Source organism: Methanococcoides burtonii DSM 6242 (genome assembly GCF_000013725.1).
In the GTDB taxonomy this organism is placed as follows: domain Archaea; phylum Halobacteriota; class Methanosarcinia; order Methanosarcinales; family Methanosarcinaceae; genus Methanococcoides; species Methanococcoides burtonii.
Window position 1 is genome coordinate 484700 of the sequence record NC_007955.1, and the last position, 15662, is coordinate 500361.

The 15662-nt window shown below is 37.1% G+C and carries 15 protein-coding genes; 4 read left to right on the forward strand and 11 right to left on the reverse strand.

Features of this window, described 5'->3' with window-relative positions; translation table 11 throughout:
- Positions 1–11 precede the first annotated feature (11 nt).
- Together MBUR_RS02485 and MBUR_RS02490 are read right to left on the reverse strand one after the other, a co-directional pair.
- Positions 12–1235, reverse strand: a complete 1224-nt coding sequence (locus tag MBUR_RS02485; protein WP_011498635.1) for a SufB/SufD family protein — start codon at positions 1233–1235, stop codon at positions 12–14.
- Complete coding sequence (locus MBUR_RS02490; protein WP_011498636.1) at positions 1214–1963, reverse strand: ABC transporter ATP-binding protein; 750 nt, start codon at positions 1961–1963, stop codon at positions 1214–1216. The genes MBUR_RS02485 and MBUR_RS02490 overlap by 22 nt, the downstream gene beginning before the upstream one ends.
- Positions 1964–2364: 401 nt before the next feature.
- Here MBUR_RS02490 and MBUR_RS02495 point away from each other — a divergent pair, with 401 nt between their 5' ends.
- A complete protein-coding gene (locus MBUR_RS02495; RefSeq protein ID WP_048063173.1) occupies positions 2365–2583 on the forward strand; it encodes a hypothetical protein in 219 nt (72 codons plus the stop codon).
- A 53-nt stretch (positions 2584–2636) separates the two neighbouring features.
- On the opposite strand, the gene MBUR_RS02500 is transcribed toward MBUR_RS02495, so the two are convergent.
- The 8 genes from MBUR_RS02500 to MBUR_RS02540 all read right to left on the reverse strand — a co-directional run bounded on the left by MBUR_RS02500 (position 2637) and on the right by MBUR_RS02540 (position 10574).
- On the reverse strand, positions 2637–3059 hold the full coding sequence (locus MBUR_RS02500; protein ID WP_157196630.1) for a hypothetical protein: 423 nt from the start codon (positions 3057–3059) through the stop codon (positions 2637–2639).
- A gap of 511 nt (positions 3060–3570) precedes the next feature.
- The gene (locus MBUR_RS02505; protein ID WP_011498638.1) at positions 3571–3906 is read right to left on the reverse strand and encodes a DUF1622 domain-containing protein; all 336 of its coding nucleotides are present in this window, start codon (positions 3904–3906) and stop codon (positions 3571–3573) included.
- A 607-nt stretch (positions 3907–4513) separates the two neighbouring features.
- Complete coding sequence (locus MBUR_RS02515; RefSeq protein ID WP_011498640.1) at positions 4514–4789, reverse strand: DUF5830 family protein; 276 nt, start codon at positions 4787–4789, stop codon at positions 4514–4516.
- Positions 4790–5166: 377 nt separating this feature from the next.
- Positions 5167–5937 (reverse strand): ABC transporter ATP-binding protein, encoded by a 771-nt coding sequence (locus tag MBUR_RS02520; RefSeq protein ID WP_011498641.1) that lies wholly within the window; start codon positions 5935–5937, stop codon positions 5167–5169.
- On the reverse strand, positions 5934–6998 hold the full coding sequence (locus tag MBUR_RS02525; protein ID WP_011498642.1) for a FecCD family ABC transporter permease: 1065 nt from the start codon (positions 6996–6998) through the stop codon (positions 5934–5936). Before MBUR_RS02525 ends, MBUR_RS02520 begins: the two co-directional genes overlap by 4 nt.
- Positions 6999–7035: 37 nt before the next feature.
- Entirely contained in the window at positions 7036–8778 is a 1743-nt protein-coding gene (locus MBUR_RS02530; protein WP_011498643.1) for a radical SAM protein, read from the reverse strand.
- Between the two features lie 3 nt (positions 8779–8781).
- Positions 8782–9438 (reverse strand): class I SAM-dependent methyltransferase, encoded by a 657-nt coding sequence (locus tag MBUR_RS02535; RefSeq protein ID WP_011498644.1) that lies wholly within the window; start codon positions 9436–9438, stop codon positions 8782–8784.
- A gap of 47 nt (positions 9439–9485) precedes the next feature.
- Positions 9486–10574 carry an ABC transporter substrate-binding protein gene (locus MBUR_RS02540; RefSeq protein WP_011498645.1) on the reverse strand — a complete coding sequence of 363 codons (1089 nt, stop codon included), beginning with the start codon at positions 10572–10574 and terminating at the stop codon, positions 9486–9488.
- Between the two features lie 726 nt (positions 10575–11300).
- Between MBUR_RS02540 and MBUR_RS02545 the strand changes: the two genes are divergently transcribed.
- The 3 genes from MBUR_RS02545 to MBUR_RS02555 all read left to right on the forward strand — a co-directional run bounded on the left by MBUR_RS02545 (position 11301) and on the right by MBUR_RS02555 (position 14163).
- Positions 11301–12377 (forward strand): quaternary amine ABC transporter ATP-binding protein, encoded by a 1077-nt coding sequence (locus MBUR_RS02545; protein ID WP_083754928.1) that lies wholly within the window; start codon positions 11301–11303, stop codon positions 12375–12377.
- A gap of 3 nt (positions 12378–12380) precedes the next feature.
- Complete coding sequence (locus MBUR_RS02550) at positions 12381–13211, forward strand: ABC transporter permease (protein ID WP_011498647.1); 831 nt, start codon at positions 12381–12383, stop codon at positions 13209–13211.
- A gap of 79 nt (positions 13212–13290) precedes the next feature.
- Positions 13291–14163, forward strand: coding sequence for a glycine betaine ABC transporter substrate-binding protein (locus tag MBUR_RS02555; RefSeq protein ID WP_011498648.1), 873 nt, complete (start codon positions 13291–13293; stop codon positions 14161–14163).
- A 626-nt stretch (positions 14164–14789) separates the two neighbouring features.
- Here the strand turns inward: MBUR_RS02555 and MBUR_RS02560 are convergent.
- Positions 14790–15635 carry a metallophosphoesterase family protein gene (locus tag MBUR_RS02560; RefSeq protein WP_011498649.1) on the reverse strand — a complete coding sequence of 282 codons (846 nt, stop codon included), beginning with the start codon at positions 15633–15635 and terminating at the stop codon, positions 14790–14792.
- Positions 15636–15662: the final 27 nt, after the last annotated feature.

Here is a 15662-nt window from a genome sequence, read left to right on the forward strand (position 1 = left end):
CAGAATGCTTATTAAACAGCATCCTTTCCAATCTGTGCAATAGTATCATCGATGTCCTTTGCCAACTCATCAGGAAGACCTGTAATGCCAACATCGAGGAAACCACGTACTATCATTCCCACTGCATCTTCTTCTGAAAGACCGCGTGCCATCAGGTATTCGACCTGTTCTCTGGCTATCCTTCCAACAGCGGCTTCGTGAGTGAGTTCCACATCTGCCACGCTTGCTTCAAGGGCCGGAATGGCAAGCTGTGTACCTCCATCCTTAAGGACAAGACCATGGCATTCAAGGTGACCCTTACAATGCGGTTTATTTGCCACCATCTCGCCCCTGGCAATGACCTTACCACCTGTTGTGATAGTCCTTGAGATCAGCTCGGCCTTTGTATTGGGTGCATTGAACAGAACCCTGCTGCCAAGGTCAAGCTCTGACCCGGGATGAGCAACAGCTATGGTATGGAACCTTGCAAAAGCTCCTTCTCCATCAAGTATAGCAGTCGGATAGGACTGAATGGACCTTACAGGTTTTAGCAGGATATAATTATTAACGAATGATGCTCCTTCTTCCAGATGGATAACTGTCCTTGGTCTGACACCGACATCACCTGCCCAGTTGTGTATCATAGTAAAGTTCAAAATACCACCTTTCTTGACATATATTTCAGAGATACCAAGATGTATTGCCCTTTCAACACCTTTTTTGGTAGTACACCCTGTAATGACATCGAGCTTTGCATCCTCTTCCACGATAATGATGTTATGAACAGTCTGTGCAACGTCCTTATGTCCCATCACAAGACAGGTCTGTACAGGCATAGAACTTTTTTGTCCGGCAGGTGCACGGATAAAATAACCGTTAGCATCTTCAAGATAGCTCTTTGCAGTGTACTTGTCAGCATCCACTGACACAAGCTTCCAGGAATAATCCTTGAGCCAATCATGCTTTTCCAAAGCTTCATGAAGTGACATCAACTCGATGTTGGGGTCCTTAAGTGAAGAATGAGAAACTCCATTATCAAGCATCAGGAAACTGCCTGAGCGATCCTTTTCATCTGTCAACACACCAACGTTCAGAAGTGTTTTCTTGAAATCATCATCAAGGTTCTCAAGGTCGTCTGTTTGAGGCACTTCCTGTGCAGCAATCTCGAATTTGTTAAGATCGAAATCCTCTCCATACATTGCAGATTTTTCAATGGCCTTCTCAGCCTTTTCCTTTAAAGAGTTGCCCGTTTGCATTTTATACACTCCTTATATCCATGTGTTTTTATTTCCTTGAGCATTTCACGTGGGTTGCCTCTGCACATGACAGTACCATTGCAGAGTATGTATCCCACGTCCGGTTCAACGTAATCGAGAACCTGACCTGTATGTGTTATAATAAGTGCAGAATTTTCTCTCTTGTAATGGTCAACGGAGCATTTCGATCTGCTTGAGAGTAGCCCATCAATGGTCGTGCCGATCTCTTCTATACTCACAAGATCTACACCGGATTCTGGTTCATCGAGAAGGTAAAGGCATGGATTCTGTGCGGAAAGCTGCAACAATTCAGACCTTTTGATCTCACCACCGGAAAAACCGACATTTACATCCCTGTCCATGAAGCGATCCATATCCAGCTTCTTAGAAGCAGTTTCTGTGTCAAAGTTGTGGTCATTGCTTATGACCTTGACCAGATCCTTAAGTTTGACACCGGTAAGGTTGGGTGGCCTCTGTGTCATGATCCCAAGACCACGCTCAGCCCTTTCATTTACTGAAAGATGTGTGATATCCTCCCCCTTAAACAATATCTGGCCACCCACAATATCATAACCACTAAATCCCATTAAAGTCATGAGAAGAGCAGATTTGCCGGCACCATTAGGGCCAAAAAGGACAGTCGTGCTGCCCTGTTCTACTTTAAGATTGACCTTGTTAAGGATCATCCTTCCGCCAATCTCTACTGTAAGATCTTTTATCTCGAGCATATTTCCTCCAATCGTTTTGAAGAGATTTCCTTTTCACTTTGAAGTACAAGAATTCCATATTTAGTTGATTGTTAACAAATAATAAATGTAGACTGTTTTACAAATCAGAATACATGTCTAATACTTACGTCTATCGACAATAATTACAGTTTAGACTTAAAACACATTCAACATAAAGGTTTTGAATCGTTGTTAACAGCGTGAAATTACGCTTGATAAGATATATAATTTATCTTTCACGATCAAAGGCTATTAATTGCCAACATACCAAAATTTCAGGATAGATTCGAAACGTTTATAATGTATTAAACAAATTTTGTTAACTGTTTATTGACATATTAAAATTATTAGTGGAATAATAATATGCAGGAAGATATTAAACTATTGTGGGGGTACCGTACATGAAAATAGAATTATACATATTTGGGAATATAATATTATCTTACTTTGCTTTGGCCATATTCACAAAAATTCACAACACTTTAGTAAACGGCACACTCTTATCGAGCTTTGCACCGTTTTCAATCACAGAAAGACTTCTTTTTCTCATTTTAACCACTTTAGTTGGATTCATGGTATTCAAATTAGTTGGAATGAACGGATTTGCCAATAGTCAATAAGATCAGTACTTTTGTGTTTTAGAAAAAAACAAAACGTCAACATGATATCCAATTTATATTCTATTAAAAAGATCCGAATGCCACCACACATATTCAAAACTGGTACTATTAAGCTTGTTTTGTCCTCCTTGATCATTTAGCTCATCCCAGTTAACATAAAGAGCATCATCAAATGCTATCTCGGTCTGAAATATTTTTACTAGTTTTTGATCTCCCTTTCCATTTCGCTTTGGTGCACTTCCAGTGAAAACAATCTTTTTACCAGCAAATTCATCTTGATGTGTAACAATCACCGAATTTGCGATGAAAACAGAATCAACCAGTGAAGTTTTTACATTCGAATTTGTATATAACCATCTATGTTCAAATCCGATAACAATAGAGTTGAGATCTTCATAATAGTTCACTCCGGTTATGCAAACATCAGAATTATTAAGTGCCAATGATATTTCATCAAACAGGATATTTTCGATCATTTGATCTTCCTGTTGCACGGAGATGATCATTGAACCATTATCAAAAGGAAGATAAGCATATATCAGAGTTGCAGAGCAAAAAACGAGAAACAATAGTAATAAACGTCTGCGTATTTCGAAAGACATCATTCTTTTTGAATCTCCATATATATTATTGTAGAAGTAATAAATTAAATAGCTTATAGAAAAGGGTTTCTAATTTATCTAAAAAATGAATGAAAACAATATTAAAATATCCTACTTTTACTGAAGGTAGCCCTAATATATTCACAAAAATAACTTTTACTATCAAAAAAGCATTAATTCGAGATTACTTTGATACAGAATTACTTCCCGTACACCATGAACGTTACAGTATGTAAATTCACAGAATGGCTAAACGCTCAATGTGTTAAACCTTGATACTAACGCCCGATGCATTATTACCTGTACTAAAGCTTACCGGACCAGATTTACTGTACCTACTACCTATTTTATACCATAGAGTTCGATACATGCGAACTTCGTTGATTTAATCCAAAGGGTACTCTTTTGCTTCTTTACCCAAAAAATATCCCAAAACAGTCCTGATACCTACGACTGCACCCAAAAGTATAAGTTCTTCAGTTGTGGGAGCTAACACCGTCTCAAGAATGTCAGCTGCTATGTAAAATTCGAGTCCGAATATTATTCTATTAGTTAGATCCCTTCGAATCTCATTATATTCACATGGTTTTTTAAATATCTCAAGCATGATCAGCTTATAAGTTGATATAAAGCCACCATAGGTTATTAAGACCGTTCCCACTATCGTGAATAAGCTGGCAATTAATCTTAAGATGATCTCTACGATCGTATATGTATCCACTTAATCCCCCACTTTCTAATAATTAAAGATATGTCGCCATTTCTACTTAAAGTTTAATGGACTTTGAGTCTAATCAAACCCATTATTTGTGGGGATTAAAACCTTCACAAAAAATGGAGACCATGGGACTCATTTGGACCCACTTAAAAATAATTGAAGATCGGGCTCTGTAGAAATCCTAATACCTTCTTAATATTTAAGCATGAATTAGTTTACAAATTACTATGAATTCGGATTTTTACAGAGCCTTCCTTTTATTGATATTTACAATTATGGAGGTAATTAAATAAAGCCATACAAAATAAGTTACAGTTGTAGTTAAAATATATGGAATATTAGTACTTTTAAAAATCAAGAAATCTGCATATTTTACTGGTCCAAGCGTCCTTGCGACAAAAATTGTGATAAATAATTTAATAAGGATGGGGAAAATGTTCAAACCTATTATTAAGATAATGAAACTATAGATTTTTTGTTTTGTTGGCTTAATAAATTCTTTCACATTCATGATTTTCGTTATGTTTCATTTAATTTTAAGTTTTTGTATTTCGACTCTGCAGAAAGCTTACCTAAATCAACTACAGGGAAATCAAGGATCAAAGGCTTTCTACAAAGCCGAAGATAATTCTTCTTCAAATAGGTGTTCAAGGTACAGCTTTCTGACACATGTGAAACCATATGGACCAATTATTCCAGACTTTAGTTCGATATACCAGCATTCGTTCATGCTCCTGCCACAACATCGACATTTGCTACTTTCTTTTTTAAAAACAATTTTAGGTTTGTAGAATTCCAGATCATGTGATTCACGACAGAAATGGTAAGTGTCATCTCTCTTTTCAACAATTCCTTCTGTTCTGGCAGCTTTCATTATATCGTGCACAACATATAGTTCTTTGTCACTGTTTTGGACAATAATGTTCTGATCTCAAGTGGAGATAGTTCAGTTGCACATATTGTTGAAATATAGTCCAGTCCTTTCTGGACAGTCTTTGAATATTTCATTTCATCCCTTTATCCATTTGCCATATAGAACGGAGTGAATCTCACGACACCATTTAGAAATACAGATGATGGTTAACTGTTTTGAGATCAATTTTCTTGTATATCTGATACAAACATACATAAGGGACTTTTTATTATTAAATATTTACATGATTATTGAATTTTGGAAAGATAATGAGTCAATAAATAAACGACTTTCACATGATAAATTATATTTTAGCCATATTACCAAATTGGAGGTTAAATGTGTAGATCTCAAAGTGGAAGGCAAACCTTTCGCTTTACAGAACTTACATGATCGATAGCAACCTCAATACCATATGCAAGAGACATATTTTCTTTTGTTATAACTTCCTCAGCAGTCCCTTGGGCTATGAAATCATTTTCAAGCATAATAGCAACGTTTTTTTGGCTCATAAAAGCATGGTCAGGGTAATGTGTGCTCATGATAACAGATGTGCCCTGCCTAGAGAGCTTATCAATAAGGTTCAAAATGCGTACCTGATTCCCAAAATCTAAATGAGATGTCGGTTCATCTAATAATAATATATCTGGTTCCTGGGCAAGAGCCCGTGCTATCAAAGCCAATTGTTTTTCTCCACCACTTATTTCAGTGACAGGTCTATCCATTAGATGAGAAATACCTACATTAATAATAGCATTTTCAGCTATTATTATATCTTTCTCACTTGGCGAAGAAAAGAAAGGGAGGTGTGGAGCCCTACCCAACAAAACAAAATCCAGAATTGAAAAAGAGAAAACTGACATGTCTGCCTGTGGAACATAACCGATCCTTTGAGCAACTTCTGTTCTGCTCATTGACGAGATATTTTTATTTCCGATCAAAATGGTTCCATTTTTCAATTTAAACACATTAGCAATACATTTTATCAAAGTTGATTTCCCAATCCCATTCGGACCAAGTATGCATAAAGTTTCACCTTTTTTTAAAGAAAAGGAAATGTTCTCAAATACATTCTTTTTTCCATCATACGAATATGAAGCATTATTTAAGCTAAATATCATGACCAACCAACTTTCCTGTTATGTAAAAGATAAGCAAAGAACGGAGCACCCATCAATGCTGTAAGTATCCCCAGAGGGATCTCTGTGCTGCTCACTGTCCTTGCAAGATCATCTACAATTACAAGGAAAGACGCACCGAGAAAAATTGACATTGGTAATAGTTTTCTGTAATCTGGTCCAACGATCATTCTTGCAATGTGAGGCACAATAAGACCTACCCAGCCGATAAGTCCACTTATGCTAACTGCAGAAGTAGTTATCAAAGTTGCACAAATGATCACTAACAGTGTCATTCTTTTAGTATCGATTCCTAAGGACCTTGCTTCTTCCTCTCCCAAAGAAAGTACATTTATACGCCATCCTATCAGAAGAAGAACAAGTGTGCTGACCATCATTGCAGGTGCTACATAAAACAGATCATCCCACCGGACAGAAGACAAACTACCCATTAACCAAAAGACCATTTCTGGGAGTTTATCATATGGATCTGCAATATATTTGATCAATGAGGTCAAAGCAGTGAACACAGCCCCAATAATTATTCCTGAAAGTACAAGGATTAATGTAGATGTTTGATTACAGACCTTACCAAGATTATAAGCAAGAAAAGCTGCAAATATTCCAAAAGAGAATGCTAACAATTGGATTAATATTATATTTTCGCTAATGAGTATCCCTAAACAAGCACCAAACCCTGCACCTGCTGCCACTCCTAATATATATGGGGAAACAAGTGGATTACGAAATAAGCCCTGAAAAGAAGCCCCTGCCACTGATAATCCACCTCCAACCACCATTGCGGCAATAATTCGTGGCATACGTATCTGAAATATTACAGTATCAATATTTGGAGACCACGTATGTTCTATTGGGATAAACTTTGAAACTATTAAGCCCATTATTGAAACTGGGGATATTGAGTATCTTCCAACAAAAAGCGATAGAATGAACAGGAGAATCATCAAAAGTAATATGAGTATCTCTTTCTTGCTACTATCAAATATTTTATGAGTTGAACTCCATACATGATCAATTATATTTTTTCCAACATTTGATCCCATATAATTCCTCTTTTTCAAAAAAGCAGTATATTAAAAATTATTTAAGGCTAATATTATAGAACGAACGATTCTGGCTGGAGGGGGTGAAAGGAACTCCATAGAACTTTTCGTAAAAAACATTTGCCTCTTTATCAATGTCAAAATTAAAAATATCCGAATGTATCTTATTTGCAATATACATCAAACCCAATATCCAGCGTGGACTTCCAAAATCCCAGGACGGACGAAGTCCATATATATTTTCATTTTTTACAGCATCAACTAAAAGAGCATTTTTTCTGCAATACTCATATGAATCAGAAACAGGACTTGAAAAAAGACCGGAGATGAAGATAAACTCTGGGTTCATTTCAATAAATTCCCTACTTGAAATGTTGACTCCGGGTTTCCCTTCCCTTTCGATACATCTATTAACACTATCTCCTCCAGCAGCTTCAACAAGATTGTTTTCGATCCTCTCACCATTAATTGAGAAAAGTGGGTAACCCATTGAATAGTAAACTCGTGGTCTTTTTAGATTTTTTACTTCTGAACGTATAAAGTCCAGTTTTGTCTTCATGTAATCTATAAGTTCCATACCTTCCGCTTCTTTCTCTGTAAGCGTTGCGAAATGCCTTATAACATCAAAATATGAATCAAGTTTCTGCACATCATGATGAAGCTCTTGAAGATAGTCAGCTTCCATTACGTTCATCCATATTTCAGCAAGTTTCTGATCGTCCTTTACCCCAAGACATGTCAGGATTGCATGAACCATTTCCAAAGCTCTGGTGGGTCGATATCCTCCCATAAATCCAGGTTCCTGAAATTCATTTTTACTTATAGTTCCTTTAATTCTTATAGAGATGCCACATTCACAGAAACCATCTTTCAAACATCTTGTCGTATGAGCCCCCATGGGTCCAAAAAATTCCCTTTGAAAAACAATCTTCCCACAGTTCTTACATGTCGTGTTCAAATATTCAGTGCCTGGAGAATTGAAAAGATATACATTATCAAGTTCTGTATTCAATATGTCACATAATATTTCAGAATCCTTTATTGTTGGCTCAAGGTCAGGGGCAGCATCCCCAAACGGTACGAATCTCATAACCTGGAACGGGATGTCTTTTGAAAGAGAAGAAACATATTTTGCAGTATTTATGACCTCATCCTCAAAACCTTTTAAGTAAATAGTAGAGACCTCTACATGAACATTACTTTCATGTAATAATTTTAAATTTCTAAAGGCAGGGGTAGAGCTGTTAGCACCACATGAAAGGTATCTTTCATCAGAATAGCCTTTTATTCCAAGATTTACAAAATCAATTAATGGAATTAGCTCTTTCAGTGCCGCTTCTGTATAATAGCCATTTGTTGAACAACCTATTAATAAATCATTTTCTTTAGCTTTTTCTGCAAGGTCCTTGAACGTAAAAAATGAAACGATCGGATCATTTAGACAAAAAACGATCCCTATGCAATCTTCATCGAAAGCCTTTTTGATGACCTGGTCGTTGGTTATTTCTTTTTTTCGGCCCAATGTATCCATTTCAGATGCAAGGATCTCTGAGATACAGCCTTCACAATTAAAATTACAACCAATAGTACAAACCTGCAGGAATTTACTATTTGGATAAAAATGGAGTAGAGGCATTGTTTCAATCGAAATTGGTAGCATAGTAAAATAGTTATTAGGGAATCTCTCTACAACTACACCTTTTTCATTAGTGTACATACGACATTGGCCGTGTTTTCCTTCCACCAGATCGCAACCGATCTCACAAATGTTGCATTTCATTTTTTATTCCACCTTTTTAAAAAGTATCCAAAAACCGGATTCATCGTCGATTATCTCATAATCGTTAATTTTGGCCGTTTTTAGTGCTTTTTCAAAACTTTCAAGATTGGAACGTTCCAGTCTCTTATTGACATTTTCTATCCAACCTTTGTCTCTGATTACCATTTCATTTGAAATCTTTGATTTCAATTCAGATGTTCCAAATCCTCCACCTATATACCCAAAACCTCCGGGTTTCAGTACCCGATATATCTGTCTGAATGCTGTGGCTACATCCTGCCAGAAAAAAAGAGAGCCCCTGCTTACGATCAGATCCGCATAGCCATCTTCAAAAGGCATGTTATGAACATCCTCCAGTATAGGAGTTATTTTATCGCTCAAGTTGCTTTGATCGATCCTTTTTTTTGCTATGGCATACATTTTTTCGGATATGTCGAGTGTATAAATATTTCCATCTATGAGATGACTAAGGGAAATTGCCAGAGCTGCAGTCCCACTTCCAACATCAATAATAATTCCGCTGTTGATGTTGCATCGTTGTACTATTTGTTGTGAAATTACCGGATATATGGGAGCAAAGACATTGGTTGCAATATCATCAAATTCTTTTGCATCATTATTGAATGAACTTTGACCAGTCAAACTTTTAAAAGTTTTCATTATTTCATACCCCTATTATTTTCTTAATATTGTAGATCAGAATGCATTCATTGTTCGGAAATGCAATCCGGAAATAGCATTTTGTCGATCTCATTATCTGTCAATTCGTAATGGTAAAATTCGGAATAGAACTCTTTAATAAGATCGTTTAAGTCAATATTTTTGAATTTTTCAGGATAGAGAATTTTAGCTGTCCAAGATATACCAATTATCCTGTTTATTCCAGGTGGCCTGTCAAACCAGCAAAAAGGTGCATTGGGTACTAGATAAATTTCGTGATCTTTTACTGCAGTGATATTCTGCCAAATATGATCAGAATATATGTTGTTGTAAAATGTGCTATCACCAGTGATTATGACATCAGGGTTCCATTTTAATATTTGTTCGATGGATATTTCGGTTCTCCCATACCCTTCAAGAAAAGGACATTCTGCAACATTGATGCCTCCACATACTTCTATTAATTGACTGTGAGATGAACCTTTAGAATCTGTTTGGAGCCCTGCAGTGCCTTCAGCATAATATACTCGCTTTCTTTCATTTAGAGGAATTTCTGAGACCTTTGTAGTAACGGTGTTGAGTGAGGTTTTATAAAAACGTATTAAGTGCTCTGCTCGTTCATCCTCTCCCAATACTCCCCCCATAAATTCGATGGAATCTTCATAAGTCATTACATCAATGTTTGATTCAATGCCCACGACCGGAATTGTGCCAAATTTTTCCTGTCTGGCATTAATTGTGGAATCGATATCTTCCCCACTGTTATATCCTTCAAAAATAATATCAGGACATATTGAAATAATGGATTCATAATTTCCATCCTGTTTACCAAACCAACCACCTATTACAGGAAGAGTGGAGTATTCTGGTGTTAAATATTTATCCGGTTCTTCTGGCACAAAATTCCATCCTGCTAATTTTTCCGGAGCTAACATGTAAATAAGCATGGTAGTTGGAGGAGAAGTGGCAACGACCTTGTTGATATCATTTGGAATTACAACCGTCCTTCCGGCCATATCAGATATATTTCTTGAATTTTGTTGATCCTCTGTTTTCCTTTGGTCAACACATGCACTTGTGCTTAACACAAGTAAGATCATTAACATTAAAAGACAATAGGTTATTTTTTTATGCATCCAATTCCTCAGTATTGTGATTTTTTTGCAAGGACCGTTATGTTCGGATGAACATAACGGTAGATAAAGCTTTCTAAATCGATATGGGAATTGGGAATAGAAATAGTTCAATCGGTGGATTGAATATCGTGGCAGGATCGAGTTTATTGGAGCAGTAAAAATACACCATTTTATGGTCATGTGTTTGCTTGATCATAAGCGAAAGAAAAAGGCATTTACAATTACAAGTTTTACCTTACAGCAGATGATTTTAAAATTGAATAAAAGAACCTGTTTGGAGAAGTAAAAAAGAGAAAAGCATATTGATGTGAAATCTAGATGCTAAACCAGCTAAATGTCACAAATTTAACATTGGACTTCAACGATAGAGTTTGATTAAATTAAGAAAATTAACAAACGAATTATATTTAGTCATAAATTATTATGTTCGCTACAAAATGACTTTTTAGGAGTTATATATTTTGTTTTTTAAAATAGCCATCGATCAAACATATTCAAACCAAATTTAAGCCACAAATATTATAACACATGGTATCACTGATTAGAGCCACTCTAATTTAAACATAAAATCTGTTTTACCCAGCGTTGGGTTAGTATCCAATGTTAACTGGAGATTTTAATATTAAGTAGGAAAAAAAAATTGAAGTACGAAATTTAACTAAAATTTTTGGGAAAAAACCCAAGAAAGCACTTTCTCTCATTGAAACCGGATCCTCTAAATATGAAATTTTTGAAAGGACCGGACAAAATGTTGGACTTTACAACGTTAATTTTGATATATATGAAGGCGAAATTTTTGTAATAATGGGTCTTTCCGGCTCAGGAAAATCCACTCTTTTGCGGTGCCTGAACCGCCTTATAGAACCAACTGCCGGACACATAATTCTCGATGGTGAAGATGTGGCCACAGCAAATTCTGAGGAACTGCGAGAGATACGCAGGAAAAAAATGGGCATGGTGTTTCAGAACTTTGCACTCATTCATCACAGAACTGTCCTTGATAACGTTGCATACGGTCTTGAGATACAGGGCATATCAAAAGAAGAGAGAGATGTTAAAGGAAAGGAAGCTATCGAAACAGTTGGCCTTAAAGGCTATGAAAATAGCAAAACATCCCAGCTAAGTGGAGGGATGCAGCAGAGGGTCGGACTTGCAAGGGCCCTTGCAACTGATCCTGACATCCTGCTAATGGATGAAGCCTTCAGTGCTCTTGATCCCCTTATACGAAGCGAGATGCAGGACGAATTGCTCGCACTGGAAGAGAAGATGCAGAAAACGATCGTTTTCGTATCCCATGACCTAGATGAGGCCCTAAAGCTGGGCGACAGGATCATGATCATGCATGATGGAGAGATCGCACAGATCGGCACTGCGGAAAATATCCTTACAAAACCTGCTGATGATTATGTATCTAAGTTCGTAGCAGGTGTGGACAGGACAAAGATCCTCACTGCAGAAACGGTCATGAAACGTGCTGATCCTGTGGTATCAATGAACTCCAGTCCAAAAGTAGCCCTGCAGTTGATGAGAGAACATGGCATATCATCCATATTCGTCGTGAACAGGGAAAAACATCTGAAAGGTATCATTTCAGTTGATGATGCAGTAAGAAAGGTTGGGAAGACCATAAAAGACGTCATGACAAGCGATGTCACAACTACTCACCCAGATACACCTTTGAACGAACTTATACCGATAATCGAAAACAGTTCACCTATTGCAGTTACAAAGGATGATGGAAAACTCCTTGGCGTAATTGTAAGAGGAAGTGTACTTGGTGCACTTGCGATCGAGGAGGTGTGATCAATGGCTATACCAAAATTACCAATTGGAGAAGGTATAGAAAAAGTGGTCAATTGGATCGAAGATGATTTTGGAATATTGCTGGATATATTTAGCGATGTAACAGATTACATAATATCCGGCTTTAATGATACCCTGCTCTTATTTCATCCCATTGTATTTGCATTGATAATTGGTATCGCTGCATATTTCATCGGCAGGAAGGATTTAAAACTTGCTATAGGAAGTACAGTTGGCCTGCTTCTGATAGATAATATGGGACTATGGGTACTATCCATGGAGACCATTTCCCTTGTCATCACATCGGCATCCCTTGCATTGCTTATCGCAATACCATTGGGAATCGTTTCAGCAAAGAATGAATTTGCATACCACATCATCAAACCTCTGCTTGACCTGATGCAAACAATGCCATCGTTTGTTTACCTTATACCTGCAGTCATATTCTTTGGGCTTGGGAATGTTCCGGGACTTGTTGCAACGATTGTTTTTGCAATGCCTCCTGCGATCAGACTTACCACCCTGGGAATTCAGCAGGTGCCTAAGGAACTTACTGAGGTCGCAGACGCATTTGGATCAACACCCTGGCAAAAACTAACCAAGGTGGAACTGCCAACTGCTCTGCCAAGTATAATGGCCGGTGTAAACCAGTGCATCATGCTTTCCCTTTCAATGGTGGTAATAGCTGCCATGATCGGTGCAAGAGGTCTGGGATATCAGGTACTCATCGGAATTCAGAGGGTAGATATAGGCCAGGGATTTGAAGCAGGACTTGGAATTGTGATCATAGCGATCATACTTGACAGGTTCACGCAGCATCTTACACCAAAATGAGATGCACACCTCTTTACTTTTTATTGCGGAACTACCGCATATTACCCCATAAATATAAAAAATTAGTGTTTGTGATATAATGAATGGAAAAATAAAATCGTTATTAATGGTATTGCTAATTGCAATAAGCCTTGTTGGTGCAGGATGTGTCCAGCAGGAAGATGGAACTGATACAGAATCAAAGGAAGTAACTGTAGGATATGTTCTCTGGGACGGCGAAATAGCAAGCACGAATGTGATCGAGCAGGTTCTTGAGAAAAAGGGCTATGATGTTGAGATCATTGCAGTGGATGCAGGGGCCCTTTATCTGGGAGTCGCACAGGGAGATTTCGATTTCACAACATCTGCATGGTTACCCGTGACACAGGAGAACTACTGGAATCAGTATGGAGACCAGTTGGTCAGTGTCAGAAACAACCTTGAGAACTGTCCTCTGGGACTTGTTGTACCAGCATATGTGGAGATAGACTCCATCGCAGAGCTCAACGACAACAAAGAAATGTTTAATGGAGAGATCATTGGTATAGACCCTGGAGCAGGTATCATGCAGAACACCGAAAATGCGATCGAGGCCTATGGTCTGGATTACAAGCTGATATCAAGCAGTACCGCGGGTATGACCGCACAGCTTCGCAAAGCTATCGATGATGAAGAACCCGTTGTTGTTACACTCTGGTCTCCACATTGGTCATTTGGTCGCTGGGATTTGAAGTACCTTGATGATCCAGAGGGAGTATTTGGTCAGGCAGATAATGTAGAGACCCTTGCTCGTACAGGTCTTGAAGAAGATATGCCAGAGGTATATGATGTACTTACAAGATTCCACTGGACCCATGAAGACATACAGTCAGTGATGAGTGATATGGAGAGTGGAATGGCTCCTGAGGATGCAGCAGCAAAATGGATTGAGAACAATTCTGAAAAAGTAAATGAATGGTTGGGAGAAGAATAAATATATATTCTTCTTCATTTCTTTTTTATTTGTGTAATAGACCATTATTCATTACTGATATTGGTCTCTGGTAAAGAATAATATTATTCAACCTAAATTTGACAGTTTCAATCCATTTCCAAAGAGAATGTCTTCTCTTTTGTCATAATTTTTTCATTTTTTAGTCAGGATAGTTCCAATCGGAAAGGATATATTGGTTTTTGACTGTCAAACTTGGGATATATAGATATTGATACGTTTTCTACAGAGCTTTATTTTTTACAATTTTACTTAAAAATAAATATTTTGTTAACGACGTTTACATTAAGTACTAAAAAACTTATACAATAAGTGAAGATCAAGACTTATGCCGTTTCTCTTGACCCAAAACAATATTGCCGAAATACCTTAATTTTTCGGGGTTGAAAAGTCTTGCTAGCTAACTGTATTGATGTCTGAAACTTAAAAATTTCAGCATGCTGATACATCAACAACTTACCAGATCATTTTTTTCATCGATTATCAATTAATAGAACAAATTGGTTACAATGTATGGACTATCTTTAATTATTAAACCCATTTCTAAATTCCATATTTAACCATCCAAAAAACGGTCTTACACTGTTCCTCTCACTGTACTATTTATTTTAAAAGACCTTTTCCTGTTTGAAATGTACCTTATCCATCTCCAAAAAAATTCGTATCAGATGCAGATGCATATCATCGCTACCCACATTTTCATAATACAAGAACATATTATCATCTTTGGGATGATTGCTAGAGGACAAACTGCCACACATAAAGTGGGTAAAGGAAAATCCATGATATTGATCATTAGTTCGCATAATTTCCAGTTCGTGGGTATGTCCACAAAAAACATATTGAATTTTATGTTTTTGTACAAAATCAATCAGGTCTGCGGAATTTGTCAGAGGACACTCGTCAGTACCCAAAATCGAATAATGGGTGATCAACAAAGGCAGATCATATTCTATCTGTTCAATTTCTTTTGAAACAGCATTCAGGATCTCTTTTTCAACATATCCATTATCATTGTATAGTTCATTGGTGTCGATACTGATAATTAATACAGTTTTTCCATTTATCGAAATGGGCTTGATGAAATTTATATCGGTGAAATTCTCATTAACCTTGGTAATTTCCCGGTTTAAAAAAATGTTTTTCTTGCGTGTTTTTATCGTTTCAGAAATAGAGATAATCTCGGAATTATCAATATATTTCCGGAAGAATTCATGAGATCGCATATTTCGTTTGTCATGATTACCCCAGGTGGAGATAACATTTTTACACTTAATGGCCTTTAAAAAACGACCCGCTTCAGCGCACTCATCTTCTAGGCCATCTGTTGTATTGTCCCCGGTATTGATGACGATATCGGCATCAAATGAATTTATCATCTCCAGCAGGATCTTATCGTCTCCATCCCAATGTCGGGGACCGAAATGCAGGTCCGAAATGTGCAAAATATTCATTTAATCCCCCTGTTATAACTGTTATAA